The sequence below is a fragment of the Blastomonas sp. 34TW genome, from assembly GCF_059803595.1.
Map to the genome: position 1 here is coordinate 77,074 of NZ_JAPFGW010000004.1, position 14,300 is coordinate 91,373.

Genomic DNA, 14,300 nt, shown 5'->3' on the forward strand with positions numbered 1-14,300 from the left:
CGAACGGGTCAAGCAGGGCGCGCACGTCCTTTCCGGCGGAGCAGGCGATAGCCACCATAGAGCAGGACGAGCATCAGCACGCCTGCGCCCAGCAGGACGTACCAGTAGCGCGCAGCCATCTTGCGCACGGTATTCTTGCCGATCTGCATCGTGGAGTCATAGCCATCGGGCATCTCGAGCACGCCGTTGCGCTTCGCATAGACGCGATATTCGGCCATCATCTCGTTGAACTTCGCAGGGTCGCTCTTGCTCAGATCGCGGGTCTCGCCGGGGTCGGAGCCGATATCGTACAGCCGCCAGATGCCATCGCCATAGGGCTTGAGGTTGCGCACCAGCTTGTAGCTGCCTTTGAAGAGCGCGGCGTTGCCCGAGACCTCGAAGCCCGTCGCGGTCTCCGGTGTGCGCACCGCATCGGCCTGCCCGGCGAGCAGCGGCACCAGCGAGCGGCCATCGAAAGCGCTCGCATCGGGCGCGCCGCCCGCCATCGCAAGCAGCGTCGGCGCGATGTCGCTCACCGTGGTCATCGCGGCGCTGGGGGCGGCAGGCGCGATGCCTGGCCCCGCCATGATCATCGGCACGTGCAGCCCACCCTCGGCGCTATAGAATTTGAACATCGCACCGGGCGAGGCAGCGGCATTGGCGAATTCGGGGCCGATAAAGGCATAGGTGCCCTTGCCGCCCCAGTTGTCGGCCGAGACGCTGTAGCCGTTATTGTCGAGCCACCATTGCATGGTGCGCGACGTCGCGAGCGGGTTGCTGGGCTCGGGTCCATTATCGGAGGTGAACACGAACACCGTGTTGTCATACTCGCCGGTGCGCTTCAAATGCGCGACCAGCCGTCCGATATGGTGGTCCATCGCCTCGATCATGCCCGCATTGATCGCCATGTTGCGCGCGAACAGCGCCTGTTCCTCGCCCGACAGGCTTTCCCATTGGCGCAAGCCCTTGGGCGGATCGGCGAGCGGTGCCCCCTTCGGAATCAGTCCATTCGCTTGCGCCCGTTCCCAGCGCGCCTTGCGCATTGCGGCCCAACCCTCGCGATAAGTGTCCTTGTACTTGCGGGTGAATTCGGGCGGCGCCTGGACCGGAATATGGATCGCCTGGAAGCCGATATAGGCAAGGAACGGCTTTTGCTGGTCACCTTCGCCCAGATAATCGACCATTCGATCGATCAGGAAGCGTGAGGAATAGAAGTCCTTGGGCAGGCGTGCCGGTTTGCCGTCCTCGAACCAGGGGGCATCGGCATAATAGGGCATGTATGATTTCTGCTCCCAATTGTCCGCGCCCGATGCATCGAGCACGAACGACCGGTCGAAACCATGCGCATTGGGCAGGTCCCCAGCCTCGTGGCCGAGATGCCATTTGCCGGTCATGAAGGTACGGTAGCCGCGCTGCTTCAGCCGACTGGCAATGGTCGTGACACCGGGTTCGAAGCGCAGCGAATAGCCCTTTTTGCCGATATGCTCGTTCGGGATCACCTCGGGTATGGTCGATACACCGGTGCGGTGGTTGTCGAGCCCGGTCAGCAGCATGGCGCGCGAAGGCGAGCACAGCGGTGAGGTGTAATAGCGCGTAAACATGCGTCCGCGCCGCGCCAGCGCATCGATGTTGGGCGTCCGCGCCTCGCCGCCAAAGATGCCGAGATCCATCAGCGCGAGGTCGTCGGCCAGCAGGACGACGAAATTGGGCGGACGGTTCGGGAACGCACGGCCGCTGGGGCGATCGGTCGGCATACGCGGCGCGGTTGGCCCTGCCGCCGCCAGCGACAGCGCCAAGCCAATTGCCGCGAGAAACCTCTTCCCGGCCATGCATCCTCCCTGCCGTGATGGGTTCAACCACCTTTTGGCAGAGGCTATGACAGATTATGCTCGGGCGCAAGCGGCTCTTGGCAGAGCCTGTGCCGGCCTCAGCCCTTGGGCTTGAACACCAGGGATGCGGTCACCGGCACGGCGGTGCTGATCGCGGGAAGCTTGGCGATTTCCTGCAGCTTGCCGACCCCGGCCTCCAGCCCGACCGCGGATGCGTCGATGATCAGCGGCTTGGCGGTCTCGACCAGCACCGAATCGCCAGCCAAACGGGTCACCGTGAGCGGCGCCTCGATGGCATTTGTCGTGCCGTGGAGATCGAGCGTGACCGGGACGGCTATGGTCTTGCGCTCGCCGGGCTTCAGCGCCTTGATCGCGTTGGGATCAATCTTGGCGGTGAGCTTGGCGTCGGGGAAATTCGCGACTTCGAACAGCATGTCGCGCATCCGCTGGTTGCGGATATCGATCCCCGTGTCGACACTGGCCAGGTCGATCGCGACGGCCACCGTGCCATCGGGTTCTACCGAACCGGAGAGCTTCTTGAAGCTGTGCGCCTCGCCAACATTGCCAGCCTTGACCGAGACGAAACCGACATTCGACTGATCCGCCGCCAGCTGCCAGGCGCCTTCGGGCAGCGGTGCCTCGGCTTTGTCTGCACCCGCGCTACAGGCAGCGACCACCAGGGCGAGCGACAGCGCGGAAACGGGAACGAGCGAACGGATCATGCAGCAGACTCCAGCCTTGAGTTGGACGTCCGTTCTTAACCTTGCGCAACCGGCCTGTCACCGCCTCATGCGCGCATCTGTTCGGGATAGCCGGTCGCGATTTGCGGCGGGCTGGACTGGCGGAAGCGTTCAAGGCTGATCGGCGCGGTGAATTGCAGGCCGCAGCGATCTTCGACCGACCAGCGTGCCACCGCGCGCACCTTCAGATTTGCCCCCAGCGCGATCTCGAACTCGGTACCGGGCGGCACGTCCCACAATCCCTCGATCAGCGCGCCACCGGGCGAGATGTTCTTGATCCGCGCCGGGTAGCAATAGCCATCGTGATAGATGCCGATCGTGCGCAGCACCTTGTAGCGGGTCTCGCGGCTGCGCTTGTGACCTACCGGCTCGACATGGTTCTCGACACCGGCCAGACGCTGGGTGGCTTCAGCGAGCCCGACCGGCTTGCCGTAGATATAGCCTTGCACATGGCTGCACCCCAGCGAGCGGATCAGTTCGAGCTCGTCGATCGTCTCGGCGCCCTCTGCGGTGGTTTCCATGTTGAGCGCTTCGGCGAGCGAGACGATCGAGCGGATGATCGCGCTGTTGGCGCTGCCCGATTGCGATGCACCGCGCACGAAGCTCTGGTCGATCTTGATCTTGTCGAAGGGTGCGCTGCGCAGATAACCGAGCGCGGAATAGCCGGTCCCGAAATCGTCGAGCGCCAGGCGCACGCCGATGCCTTTCAACCGTTCGAAGATGCGGGTCGCATCGAGCTTGTCGTCGAGGAACACGCTCTCGGTAATTTCCAGCTCGAGCCGCTCGGGCTCGAGCCCGCTCTGCGCGAGCGCGTTGAGCACGATCGACGGGAAGGCAGGGTCGGCAAATTGCATCGGCGAGACGTTGACCGCGATACGCACCGATCGGGGCCAGGTGGCAGCATCGGCACAGGCGGTGCGCAGCACCCATTCGCCCAGCTGCATGATCAGGCCCGATTCTTCGGCAATGGGAACAAACACGCCTGGGCTGATCGGTCCGCGCACCGGGTGGTTCCACCGCGCGAGCGCCTCGAACCCGCTGATCGTTTCGGTCGCAACATTGACCACCGGCTGATAGGCGATGCTCATCCCGCCAGCCTGAAGCGCAGCGCGCAGCTCGCCCTCGAGCGCGCGCCGCTCATGCGCGACCTTGTGCATGTCCTCGCTGTAGAATTTCCAGATGCCGCGGCCGTTTTCCTTGGCCGAGTAGAGCGCAAGATCGGCGTTGCGGATCAGCGTCTCGGCCCCTGAATGGGTACGTCCATCGGCAATGGCGATACCCACCGAAGCACCGATCACGATCTGGTTGCCCTCGACCATATAGGGATGGCTCAGATTGATGATCACCGATCGCGCGATATCCGCCAGCCGGTCCTCGCTGATGATGCCGGGCAGCACGACCTGGAACTCGTCGCCGCCCAGACGGCCAACCTCGCCGCTGTCACCGATGGTGCGCTTGAGCCGCTCGGACACCTGCTTGAGCAGCGCATCGCCGATCGGATGGCCGAGCGTGTCGTTGACCTGCTTGAATCGGTCGAGGTCGAGCAGGAACAGCGAGCACGGGCTGGGCTCGCCGCGATGGCCGACCAGCGCCTTCTCGAACAGCTCCTTGATGTACAAGCGATTGGCAAGCCCGGTGAGATTGTCGTAGCGCGCGAGCTGGGTGACCGCCTCGTGCGAGCGCTTTACCTCGGTCAGGTCGGTGCCATGACCGCGAAACCCGACGAACTGGCCGAACTCGTTGTAGAACGGCGCGCCGGAAAGCGACCAGGCCCGTTCCTCTTCCGACTGCGCGACCCGCACGGCGAGATCACTGAACGCGGTGCGGGCGGAGAAGTGGAAATTGAACGTCCGTTCGCTGCCGCCGCCATCGGCACCCGGCGAACAGATGACCGAGCTCAAGGGCTGGCCGATGATCGTCGCCGGGTCTGCCTGTATCGCGGTCACCGCCTCGGCGCTGATATAGACGATGCGGCCCTGGCGGTCGGTCTCCCAGAACCAACCGCGACCGGATTTCTCGTAATCGGAGAGCAGGCAGCGCGCGCGCTCGTTGTTGAGCTTCTGCAGATCGAGCGCCGCCTCCTCGTCGCGATCGTCCTTGCCGCGGATGAGCGCGATCAGCAGCATCGCCGGCAAAAAGACCAGCGTGCCCACCGCAAAGCGCAGATCCCAGGCGGCGAGCAACACGCCGAGTCCAGTCGACATACACGCAAAGAACATCAGCATGCGATGCGGCACCATGACCGCCAGGGTCGGAAGCAGCGCGCCCAGCAACGCCATCATGCCGATCAGGACGCCGGCTTCCTGGCCGTGCGCCACAAGGCTGACCACGGCAAACGAGAAGCAGACCGTCGACATGCAGACGATTGCCGACAGCATCGGCGGGAAGCTGTCTCCGAGGATCTTGCGAATGGCATCGCTGCGTCCGGGCAGGAAGATCACGAGGTCGATCAGGATCGACAAGGCGGCTGCAAGCACGAATGGCAGGTTGAGGCTGGCCAGCGAAAATCCTGTTGCCGCCGCCGTCAGCAGCATCGCTACAGTGCGAACACCCATGACCACAGGCCAGAGCGCGCAGATCGCCAGCAGCGATCTTGCAGACAGCACAGCAGGTGCTGGCGCGTCTCCCGTTGCCAGTTCTGATTGCTTCTGTCCAAACATCTGCCACGACATAAAGAAGCGCGATTAGCAAAGCGTTACCATGGAGGGGCTCGCGGCCCGGCAAGTCGTGTAGAATAAACGGCTATGACTGCATGAGACGATAGGCGGTCATGATTGGCAAACCCCTTTGCATGCCCCATATTGTCAGCATGCCAGGCTTGCGCGATTCCATCGGAAGCGAAATCCGCCGCATCTTTGCGGAACCCGATGGGCAGACGATCGAGATCTCGCGCGAGGATAGCGGGCTGTTCGGCCCACACTCGGTCTGCTGGCAGGTACATGGCGATGTCACCTCGATGATGATCGGCGGCATCGCCTCGCTGCTGATGCAGATGCTGGATCCCATGGTGCTGGCGGGCGTATGGGACCATTCGGTGTTTCGCCAGGACATGCGTGGGCGCTTGCGGCGCACCGCGGCATTTCTGGCCCGCACCACCTATGGCGACCGCGCACAGGCACTGGGCGAGATCGCGCGCATTCGCCGCATTCACGATCATGTGCACGGCACCCTTCCCGATGGCACGCCCTATAAAGCCAATGATCCGACATCGCTGGCCTGGGTGCATGTGACCGAGAGCCTCTGCTTTCTCGATGCCTATGTCCGCTATCGCAAGCCGCACATGACCATGGCCGAGCGGGACCGCTATTTCGCCGAGATGGCACAGATCGGGCGGCTGCTGGGTGCGGACCCTGTGCCCTATAGCCATCGCGAGGCGCAGCGGCTGGTGGCCAAGGCGCGGCCCCGGCTCCGGTTCGACGAGCGGACGCGCGAGATCGCGGATCTGCTGCTCAACCAGCCGCCATCATCGCCGCAGCTTGCGCCGTTCCATCACATGACGATGCAGGCCGGCGTCGATCTGCTGCCGCGCTGGGCTCGCCACATGCACGGACTGTCGATCTCACTACCGGCGCGGCTCGCGGTTCGCGGCGGGACGACGGGTATCGCGGCGATCACCCGCTGGGCGCTGGCGCCGGGACGCACGGTGCGTCCGGCGCGATGATCCCTTTTTCAGCGCGGCCTGAGCGCGCGCCCCGCCACGGCATCAAGCCGGGCGAGCAGCGCCGGATCGCGCGCTTCGGGCGCAGTGATCAGCGCGAAATCGAGACAGGTGTCGATCGGGCTGGACTCGCGCCTCTCAGGCAGCATCTTCGCCAGTTCGATCACCAGCTGGCGGGCTCTCGCCGAATTGGCATTCATCTGAGCGATGATCGCGCCGACCTCGACATGATCCTCGCCCTCGCGCCAGCAATCATAGTCGGTCACCATGCCGACCAGCGCATAGGGAAGCTCGGCCTCGCGCGCGAGCTTGGCCTCGGGCATCGCGGTCATGCCGATGACGTCACAGCCCCAGGTGCGGTACATATGGCTCTCGGCCCGGCTCGAAAATTGCGGGCCCTCCATCGCCAGATAGGTTCCTCCCTGGTGCACTGGCGCACCCGCCGCTCGCGCAGCATCGGCGGCCAGCGCCGACAGCCGGGGGCAGACGGGCTCTGCCATCGAGACATGGGCGACCATGCCGGTGCCGAAAAAGCTGCTCGGACGGTGCACGGTGCGGTCGATGAACTGATCGACCAACACGAACTGGCCCGGCGGCAGCTCCTCCCGCAGCGAGCCGATAGCGGAAATTGCCAGGATATCAGTACAACCGGCACGCTTGAGCACGTCGATATTGGCGCGCGCGTTGACATCGCTCGGGCTCAGGCGATGCCCCTTGCCGTGACGGGGAAGGAACACGAACCTATGGCCGTTGAGCGTGCCGATGACGATATCGTCCGATGCCTCGCCGAACGGGCTGTCGACGCGGATCGACTGGGCATCCTCGAGCCCGTCGATCGCATAAAGGCCTGATCCGCCGATCACGCCGATGGTCCACTCGCTCATTGCCTTTTGCCCCTGTAACGCCGGTTCGACCGTCTGCTAGACCAGCTGGAGCGACGCGCAAAGGCTATTCCGAACGCAGCGATGAAATCCATTCGCGGATGAGCGCAACGCCCTCTTCATGCACCATCGATCGGCCGACCTCGGGCATGGCGACTCCCGGCTCGGTCGAACCCATGCGATGGATCATAATCGACTGGTCGGGCTGCCCCGGGTGGATCGCGAACTCACGCCCGCCGCTGCCGCGCCCGGCAGCGACCGGACGCTTGTACAGGCCTGTGGCGGTGCGATCCGCCGCTGCGCCATAATTGAGGAAGAGTCCCGAATTGCTCGCGGATCCCGTGGGGTTGTGACAATGCGCGCAATTGACCATGAGATAGGCGCGCGCACGCTGATCGAGCGTGCCGGTGGAAGCCTCGTTCCAGATCGGTCCGTTGGCGGCGATCGGCGCTCCGGCCCAGTCGATGCGCTTGCGGAACGCCGCAGCGCCGGATGGTGCGAAATCCATGTTCGCCGCGATCGGACCGATCGGCACCACTGCGTCGGCGGACGAATGGCATTCCTTGCACTGGTTCTTGTTCGGCACAGCATAGCTGATCTCGCTGCGCCGGCCATCGGCCCGGGTCACGGTCACCGGCAGCCGCGTGCCCGCGACCTTCAGATCGGCATCGCTCAGATCGGCGTTCCAGACATAGGGCAAGGCCTCCCACCCGCTTGCCCGGCGGAGCAGGACGCGCGTTTCGATCGGGCGAAAACCCGCACCGCTGCCATAGCCGAAGGTCTTTATCAGCGCGCTGCCCACCGGGAACTCGATCCGGCCATCGGCATTGGCGGACATGCGCGCGCCCTGGGGCACGTAAACGAACCGCTGCTTTTCGGCATAGTCGGAAAAGAGCGGGGTACGCAGGCTGTAGGCCACCAGCGCGGGGGCCGGATCGGTCGCACCGGGCCCTGCAAAGAATCCGAACTCCGACAGTTTGCGCGGCAGCGCCGCTTCGGTAATCGCGGAATCGTTGATGACCGCTGGTGCCGGCAGCGCGCTTACCAGCAACGCCGCAGCAACACCGCCAGCCAGGCCTTGCCAGCGTTTCACCGGATGGCCGCTTCCATGGCGTCGGGCATGACGATCTTCGGCAGCGTGGGCGCTGCGTCGCCCGCGAGCTTGGCGAGCGCTGGCTGCGCTGTCTCGATGGGTTGGTCCGATTTCGTCATGCCCAGGTTGAGCACCGGCACATCGTCGCTCGAATAAACCCTGGCTTCGGCCCCGCCCACGCCATCCCAGATAATCGGCGGCACGCTGCCGCCAAAGGCCGCTGCCAGCATCTCGCCGCCTGCGAACTGCGGCGCAAATCCGGTCTTGCCATGCGCATTGTCGCTGATGCGGACATTGCGGACCATCGGTTGGTATTTCGCGTCGTCGAATTTCTGCCGATAGCCGATGATCATGATGTTCGACGATCCATTGCCATCGAACACATTGTCGAAAATCTCGATATCGCGATTGGCCATAACCATCACGCCGGTACCGGCGGGGACGCTGGCGACGATATTGCCCTTCGGCGCGAAATTGGGCGTGTCGTTTTCGACCACGACATTGTCGAACACGCGGACATTATGCCCGCCCTGTTGCGGCAGGTTGGGCAGATCGAACACCAGGATGCCGCCGGTATTCTTGGTCGCGACATTGTCATGGACATCGGCGTTGAAGCTGTTCTCGATCTCGATGCCCGCAACATTGAATCGGGCGATCGAATCGCGCACGATGATGTTGCGCGACTGGCCGACATAGATGCCAGCGTCGGACGCGCCGATCACCAGCACCGAATCGATCAGTACATTTTCGGATTCGACCGGGTAGATGCCATAGGCGCCGTTCGTCTCTTTCGGTCCGCCGGTCCATTCGACGCGGATATTGTGATAGACGATATTGTCCGCGCCCTTGGACTTGATCGCGTCCCCGCGGCTGTCCTCGACCGCAAAATCGCGCAGTACCACATTGTCCGATGTGACCAGCAGCCCCTCGCCCGCCGCCAGCTGCCCCTTGAAGCTCAGCACCGACTTTTCGGGACCCGCGCCCTTGAGCGTGACACCCGCGACATCAAGCGAGAGGCCGTCGGTGAGATCGAAGCGTCCTTCGCCCAGCATCACGACATCGCCGGGCTGGGCCAGGATCAGCGCTTCCTGCAGTCGCTCCTGCGCACCAGGGCCAGGCGCGACGGCAAGCTCTTTGGCCAGGATCGGCGCCGCCGAGGTCAGGGCCAATACCGATGCAAATCCCACAAAAATCCGCTTCATCACCGTCTCTCCCCGCGTTATGACCTCGCCAAGTTCCTGGCTGGCGTCCCGGCTATCGCGGGATTGGCGGACAGGCTAATCACAAGCTGGATGGAGAACAATATGCGCTGGTCGGCAATCGCCGCTATTTTGGGGACATCGCTGTCCCTCATGGCTGTCCCTGCACAGGCATCCGAATCCATCCAGGGTCAGTGGTACACCAAGGGCAAGCGCGCCGTGGTCACGATCGCCCCGTGCGGCCAGAACATATGCGGACGACTGACGCGGTTCATCGAACAGCCCAAGAATGGCGTGTCGACCGATGTGAACAATCCCGATCCAGCGTTGCGCAAGCGCAAGCTGGTCGGCCTGCCCATTCTCAGCGGGTTCGTTCCCGACGGCAAGAAGTGGCGCGGCAAGATCTACGATCCCGAAAGCGGCAAGACCTACAGGTCGATCGTGACGGCAGGAAAGAATGGAACACTGAGCGTTGAGGGCTGCATCGCGATGTTCTGCCAGGCGCAGACCTGGACCGCGGCGAAATAAGGTATCACGCGGCTTTTGCCAGGTTACATTCTGGCATTTTGACTGTCATTAAACAGTAACATTCAAATCGTGCAAAATGTTGGCGGGCCGGCGCAGTGCTCGCCTCAAAGCCGCTGCCGACCCGCCACTCCATACCTGCTTCCGTTTGCGACCCGGCAGGCCTGAAGAACTCGAATTCATGTCCGGGGTGTTGAGCCCCCACCCGCCTGATCCTGTTTCAGTGCCAGCTCGCTGACATAGCGATCGGCCTGCCACAGCAGCGACACTGTGGCGCGCAGACCATGCTTGTCGGTACGCCAATAGCCCGCATCGCGCAGCTTCACCGCCAGTTCGCGCAGGCGCAGCCGTGCCTCGGCAATATCAGAATGCGTGCGTCCTGCCGCGGCGTGATCCAGGGCCCTGGCGAGCTTCTCGCTGGCCTCGACGAACGCCTGCTCATCGATTGCAGAAACGGCGCGAGAAACGCCCCGCGCAGAATCGGCGGCGTCGGCGGAGTGACTCGGGAATCGGGCGGCGGAATTGGTCATTCCTCCGCTCTAAGGAAAATTGCTCAGAGTTGTAAGTTTATTACCGTAATTCGAACGTATGTAACGAACGGCTCGTCCCGGCGTTACGGTTAACCGGTGTCAAGCGCTGCCTGGGTTCACCAACAGGCCGGGCATGATGATATCCAGAGTATGGTCGGCATAATCGTCGCGCATCTGCTCGGTCATCTCGGACTGACCGAAGCAATGATGCAGCACGAGCCGCGCGGAGAAGAAGCGGTCTGCAGCCCCGGTGACGGTGAAGTAGAACAGGCCCGCATCGATAGGGCGAAAAAGCCCCTTCTGCACGCCTTCCTCGATCAGCCGTTCATAGGCGTTGGAAATCGGCACGAGATAATCGTCGGCGATCTTGCGCGACACTTCGGGTGCGGCATCGCGCACCATCCGCATCAGCAGCCGGTTGAGATAGGGAAAGCGGAAATAGGTTCCGATCACCGCGCGGATATGCACGCGCAACTTCTCGTCCGGCGGCAGGTCCTTGGCGAGCAGTGCATCGAGGCTGTTGACGATGTTGCGCATGTCGCGTTCGAGCAGCGCGAGCATCAGCCCCTGCTTGTTGCCGAAATAATATTTGACCAACGCGCTGTTCAGCCCGGAGCGCAGGGAAAGCTCGCTCAGCGACAGATCGACCTGATCGCCATCGCGCATAATCTGGCTGGCGGCTTCGATCAGCTGGTCGCGCGCATTGAGCTCACTCTCGGGCGCAGCGTTATTCATATCCGGGTTCATCCCACCATGGATAGAATTCCGGCATGTCCGATGCAACCCGGTCGGGATAGTTGGCCGCGCGCTTTTCGAGGAAGCTCGAAATGCCTTCCGCAGCATCGCCCGAACGCGAACGCGTGTAGATGGCACGGCTGTCGACACGGTGTGCGTGCATTGGATGCGGCGCGGACGGAATCCGCCACAGCATCGCCCGGGTCAGCGCGACCGAAACCGGCGCGGTATTGTCGATAATCTCGCGCGCGAGCGCGATTGCAGCGGGCATAAGCTCTTCGGGCGCATGCACCGAACGCACAAGGCCCCCAGCGAGCGCTTCATCGGCGCCGAACACACGCCCCGTCATGCACCATTCGAGTGCCTGTTGCTGCCCGACCAGGCGCGGCAGGAACCAGGACGAAGCCGCCTCGGGCACGATTCCGCGCCGGGCGAAGACGAAGCCGAAGCGCGCGCTGGTCGAGGCCAGCCGCATGTCCATCGGCAACTGCATCGTCACCCCGATGCCGACGGCCGCGCCATTGATCGCACCGATCACCGGCTTCTTGCACTGGAAGATCCGCAGCGTCAGCAACCCGCCACCATCGCGAACGCGTTCGTCGGACAGATCGGTAACCGGATCGTCGCTGGAAAACGGTCCGCCCCCGCCATCGGGGGTCAGGTCTGCGCCTGCACAAAAGGCCCTGCCCTCGCCGGTCACGATCACAGCACGGACGGCATCGTCGGCATCGATCGCGTCAAACGCATCGATCATCTCGGCCATCATCCGGTTGGTGAAGGCATTCATCTTTTCCGGGCGGCTGAGTGTGATCGTGGCGATGCCATCGGCCACATCGTAGCGGATCGTACTATAGTCCATGCCAGCCTCCCGGAAAGGAATAGGCCCCGCCCGACACGCGAGCGGGGCTTTATCGATCAGCGCGGTGCCATGCGGATGCCGCCGTCGAGACGGACATCTTCACCGTTGAAATAACCGCATTCGATCATGGTCAGCGCAAGCTGCGCATATTCCTCCGGGTCACCAAGACGCTTGGGGAACGGAACCGATGCACCCAGCGCATCCTTGACCGGCTGCGGCGCGGCGGCGAGCAGCGGGGTATTGAAAATGCCCGGTAGGATGGTGTTGACGCGGATCGCTTCGCTCGAAAGGTCGCGCGCGATGGGAAGCGTCATGCCGACGACACCGCCCTTCGATGCCGAATAGGCCGCCTGGCCGATCTGGCCATCCTCGGCCGCGACCGATGCGGTGTTGACGATCGCGCCGCGATCGCCATCGGGCAGCGGATCGAGCGTCATCATGCCGGCGGCCGACTTGGCGATGCAGCGGAAGGTGCCCACCAGGTTGATCTGCACGATCCAGTTGAACGCATCGAGCGGGAAATGCTTGATGCTGCCGTCTTCCTTCGAGCGGCTGGCGGTCTTGATGGCGTTGCCGGTACCGGCGCAGTTCACCAGGATACGCTCCTGACCGATCGCGGCGCGGGCCTTGGCGAAACCGGCGTCGACGCTGGCATCGTCGGTCACGTTCACTTCGCAGAACACGCCGCCGATCTCATTGGCGAGCGCGGTGCCTTTTTCTTCCTGCAGGTCGAAAATGGCGACCTTGACGCCCTTGGCGGCGAGAGCGCGCGCGGTCGCGGCGCCCAGGCCCGAAGCGCCGCCGGTGACGACGGCGGAAATGGAGGAATCGAGTTTCATTAAGGTGTCTCCTGAAGAATGATCAAATTTCAATCCTCCCCGCGGCGGGGAGGTGGCAGTCCGAAGGACTGACGGAGGGGTAGCGGGATTGTGCCTCGATCGAGGCAATGCACCTGGACGCTTCCCCTCCAATGCTTCGCGGTCCCCCTCCCCGAGCCGGGGAGGAGCGTTATGTCAGCTCAGCCGTTCGATGATCGTGACGTTGGCCTGACCGCCGCCCTCGCACATCGTCTGCAGACCGTATTTGCCACCGCGCTTTTCGAGCGCGTTGAGCAGCGTCGCCATCAGCTTGGTGCCCGACGCGCCGAGCGGGTGGCCGAGCGCGATCGCGCCGCCATGGACGTTGAGGCGATCATGGCTGGCACCGAGATAGGACAGCCAGGCCAGCGGCACCGGGGCAAAGGCTTCGTTGACTTCATACAGATCGATATCGTCGATCTTCATGCCCGCGCGCTTGAGCGCCCGCTCGGTGGCGAACAGCGGTTCCTCGAGCATGATCACCGGATCGCCTGCGGTCACCGAGACATGGTGGATGCGCGCACGCGGGGTCAGACCATGATCCTTGAGCGCCTGTTCAGACACGATCAGCACCGCCGAGGCACCGTCGCAGATCTGGCTGGCATTGGCTGCCGAAAGCACGCCGGTCTCGGAGATCGGCTTCACGCCGGCAATGCCCTCGAGCGTCGCATCGAAGCGGATGCCTTCATCGACCTTGTGCCATTCCTTGCCCTCCGGCGTCTCGATCTCGACCGGAACGATCTCGTTGTCGAACGCGCCCGCCTGGGTCGCGGCTGCCGCGCGGCGGTGGCTTTCGAGTGAATAGGCATCGAGCGCTTCCTTGGTCTGGCCGTGCTTCTTGACGATCATTTCCGCGCCATCGAACTGGCTGAACATCACGCCGGGAAACGCTTCCTCGAGCCGCGCCGACTTGTAGTTGCCCATGCCGGCTTTCATGTAGAGCATTGCGGTCGAGCCCATCGGCACGCGGGTCATGCTCTCGATGCCGCTCGCCAGCACGATGTCCTGGGTACCGCTCATCACCGCTTGGGCAGCAAACTGCATCGACTGCTGCGACGATCCGCACTGACGGTCGATGGTCACGGCAGGGATGCTGTCGGGCAGCTTCGAGGCGAGCACCGCATTTCGGCCCACGTCCATCGTCTGCTCGCCGCCCTGCATCACGCAGCCAGTGATGACATCGTCGATCGCCTTGGGATCGAAATCGTTGCGCGCCGCGATCGCGTCGAACACCGCTGCGCCCAGATCAACCGGGTGAACACCAGCGAGACGGCCGCCGCGACGGCCACCAGCGGTGCGAACCGCATCTACGATATATGCATGAGCCATAGGGCCTCTCCTTGCAGATTGCGCGGCCCGGCGGTCGTTCACGCCGACTCCGCAATGGATTTAATCGAACGGTTAAACAGATGCGG

Annotated in this window: 13 protein-coding genes; 2 read left to right on the forward strand and 11 right to left on the reverse strand. The window is 63.4% G+C overall.

Annotated features, from left to right (window positions below; all coding sequences use genetic code 11):
- Window positions 1-8: 8 nt before the first annotated feature.
- The 3 genes from OPU69_RS06950 to OPU69_RS06960 all read right to left on the reverse strand — a co-directional run bounded on the left by OPU69_RS06950 (window position 9) and on the right by OPU69_RS06960 (window position 5,220).
- Window positions 9-1,808 carry an arylsulfatase gene (locus tag OPU69_RS06950; RefSeq protein ID WP_498509997.1) on the reverse strand — a complete coding sequence of 600 codons (1,800 nt, stop codon included), beginning with the start codon at window positions 1,806-1,808 and terminating at the stop codon, window positions 9-11.
- A 98-nt stretch (window positions 1,809-1,906) separates the two neighbouring features.
- A complete protein-coding gene (locus OPU69_RS06955; protein WP_060979649.1) occupies window positions 1,907-2,530 on the reverse strand; it encodes a YceI family protein in 624 nt (207 codons plus the stop codon).
- Window positions 2,531-2,595: 65 nt separating this feature from the next.
- Window positions 2,596-5,220, reverse strand: a complete 2,625-nt coding sequence (locus OPU69_RS06960) for an EAL domain-containing protein (protein ID WP_066043987.1) — start codon at window positions 5,218-5,220, stop codon at window positions 2,596-2,598.
- Between the two features lie 119 nt (window positions 5,221-5,339).
- On the opposite strand from OPU69_RS06960, the gene OPU69_RS06965 reads away from it, so the two are divergent.
- A complete protein-coding gene (locus tag OPU69_RS06965) occupies window positions 5,340-6,209 on the forward strand; it encodes an oxygenase MpaB family protein (RefSeq protein ID WP_498510000.1) in 870 nt (289 codons plus the stop codon).
- An 8-nt stretch (window positions 6,210-6,217) separates the two neighbouring features.
- On the opposite strand, the gene OPU69_RS06970 is transcribed toward OPU69_RS06965, so the two are convergent.
- The 3 genes from OPU69_RS06970 to OPU69_RS06980 form a co-directional block, all read right to left on the reverse strand.
- Window positions 6,218-7,090, reverse strand: coding sequence for an S-methyl-5'-thioadenosine phosphorylase (locus OPU69_RS06970; RefSeq protein WP_498510002.1), 873 nt, complete (start codon window positions 7,088-7,090; stop codon window positions 6,218-6,220).
- Window positions 7,091-7,154: 64 nt separating this feature from the next.
- Complete coding sequence (locus tag OPU69_RS06975) at window positions 7,155-8,180, reverse strand: SO2930 family diheme c-type cytochrome (protein WP_498510003.1); 1,026 nt, start codon at window positions 8,178-8,180, stop codon at window positions 7,155-7,157.
- Entirely contained in the window at window positions 8,177-9,382 is a 1,206-nt protein-coding gene (locus OPU69_RS06980; RefSeq protein WP_498510005.1) for a parallel beta-helix domain-containing protein, read from the reverse strand. Before OPU69_RS06980 ends, OPU69_RS06975 begins: the two co-directional genes overlap by 4 nt.
- A gap of 150 nt (window positions 9,383-9,532) precedes the next feature.
- On the opposite strand from OPU69_RS06980, the gene OPU69_RS06985 reads away from it, so the two are divergent.
- A complete protein-coding gene (locus OPU69_RS06985; protein WP_208598065.1) occupies window positions 9,533-9,907 on the forward strand; it encodes a DUF2147 domain-containing protein in 375 nt (124 codons plus the stop codon).
- A gap of 176 nt (window positions 9,908-10,083) precedes the next feature.
- On the opposite strand, the gene OPU69_RS06990 is transcribed toward OPU69_RS06985, so the two are convergent.
- From OPU69_RS06990 to OPU69_RS07010, 5 genes are all read right to left on the reverse strand, one after another.
- Window positions 10,084-10,434 (reverse strand): hypothetical protein, encoded by a 351-nt coding sequence (locus OPU69_RS06990; RefSeq protein ID WP_060979654.1) that lies wholly within the window; start codon window positions 10,432-10,434, stop codon window positions 10,084-10,086.
- Between the two features lie 99 nt (window positions 10,435-10,533).
- Complete coding sequence (locus OPU69_RS06995; protein WP_060979655.1) at window positions 10,534-11,169, reverse strand: TetR family transcriptional regulator; 636 nt, start codon at window positions 11,167-11,169, stop codon at window positions 10,534-10,536.
- The gene (locus tag OPU69_RS07000; protein WP_498510008.1) at window positions 11,162-12,028 is read right to left on the reverse strand and encodes a crotonase/enoyl-CoA hydratase family protein; all 867 of its coding nucleotides are present in this window, start codon (window positions 12,026-12,028) and stop codon (window positions 11,162-11,164) included. The genes OPU69_RS06995 and OPU69_RS07000 overlap by 8 nt, the downstream gene beginning before the upstream one ends.
- A gap of 56 nt (window positions 12,029-12,084) precedes the next feature.
- A complete protein-coding gene (locus OPU69_RS07005; RefSeq protein WP_060979657.1) occupies window positions 12,085-12,867 on the reverse strand; it encodes an SDR family NAD(P)-dependent oxidoreductase in 783 nt (260 codons plus the stop codon).
- Window positions 12,868-13,041: 174 nt separating this feature from the next.
- Window positions 13,042-14,214 (reverse strand): acetyl-CoA C-acetyltransferase, encoded by a 1,173-nt coding sequence (locus OPU69_RS07010; RefSeq protein ID WP_498510010.1) that lies wholly within the window; start codon window positions 14,212-14,214, stop codon window positions 13,042-13,044.
- Between the last annotated feature and the right edge of the window lie 86 nt (window positions 14,215-14,300).

What these genes read in the sequence shown, in the direction of transcription:
- OPU69_RS06985 (WP_208598065.1), top strand. Translation starts at nt 9,533, where the DNA reads ATGGCTGTCCCTGCACAGGCATCCGAATCCATCCAGGGTCAGTGGTAC.
- OPU69_RS06995 (WP_060979655.1), bottom strand. Translation starts at nt 11,169, where the DNA reads ATGAATAACGCTGCGCCCGAGAGTGAGCTCAATGCGCGCGACCAGCTG.
- OPU69_RS06950 (WP_498509997.1), bottom strand. Translation starts at nt 1,808, where the DNA reads ATGGCCGGGAAGAGGTTTCTCGCGGCAATTGGCTTGGCGCTGTCGCTG.
- OPU69_RS06965 (WP_498510000.1), top strand. Translation starts at nt 5,340, where the DNA reads ATGCCCCATATTGTCAGCATGCCAGGCTTGCGCGATTCCATCGGAAGC.
- OPU69_RS06970 (WP_498510002.1), bottom strand. Translation starts at nt 7,090, where the DNA reads ATGAGCGAGTGGACCATCGGCGTGATCGGCGGATCAGGCCTTTATGCG.
- OPU69_RS07005 (WP_060979657.1), bottom strand. Translation starts at nt 12,867, where the DNA reads ATGAAACTCGATTCCTCCATTTCCGCCGTCGTCACCGGCGGCGCTTCG.
- OPU69_RS06960 (WP_066043987.1), bottom strand. Translation starts at nt 5,220, where the DNA reads ATGTCGTGGCAGATGTTTGGACAGAAGCAATCAGAACTGGCAACGGGA.
- OPU69_RS06980 (WP_498510005.1), bottom strand. Translation starts at nt 9,382, where the DNA reads ATGAAGCGGATTTTTGTGGGATTTGCATCGGTATTGGCCCTGACCTCG.
- OPU69_RS06955 (WP_060979649.1), bottom strand. Translation starts at nt 2,530, where the DNA reads ATGATCCGTTCGCTCGTTCCCGTTTCCGCGCTGTCGCTCGCCCTGGTG.
- OPU69_RS07000 (WP_498510008.1), bottom strand. Translation starts at nt 12,028, where the DNA reads ATGGACTATAGTACGATCCGCTACGATGTGGCCGATGGCATCGCCACG.
- OPU69_RS07010 (WP_498510010.1), bottom strand. Translation starts at nt 14,214, where the DNA reads ATGGCTCATGCATATATCGTAGATGCGGTTCGCACCGCTGGTGGCCGT.
- OPU69_RS06990 (WP_060979654.1), bottom strand. Translation starts at nt 10,434, where the DNA reads ATGACCAATTCCGCCGCCCGATTCCCGAGTCACTCCGCCGACGCCGCC.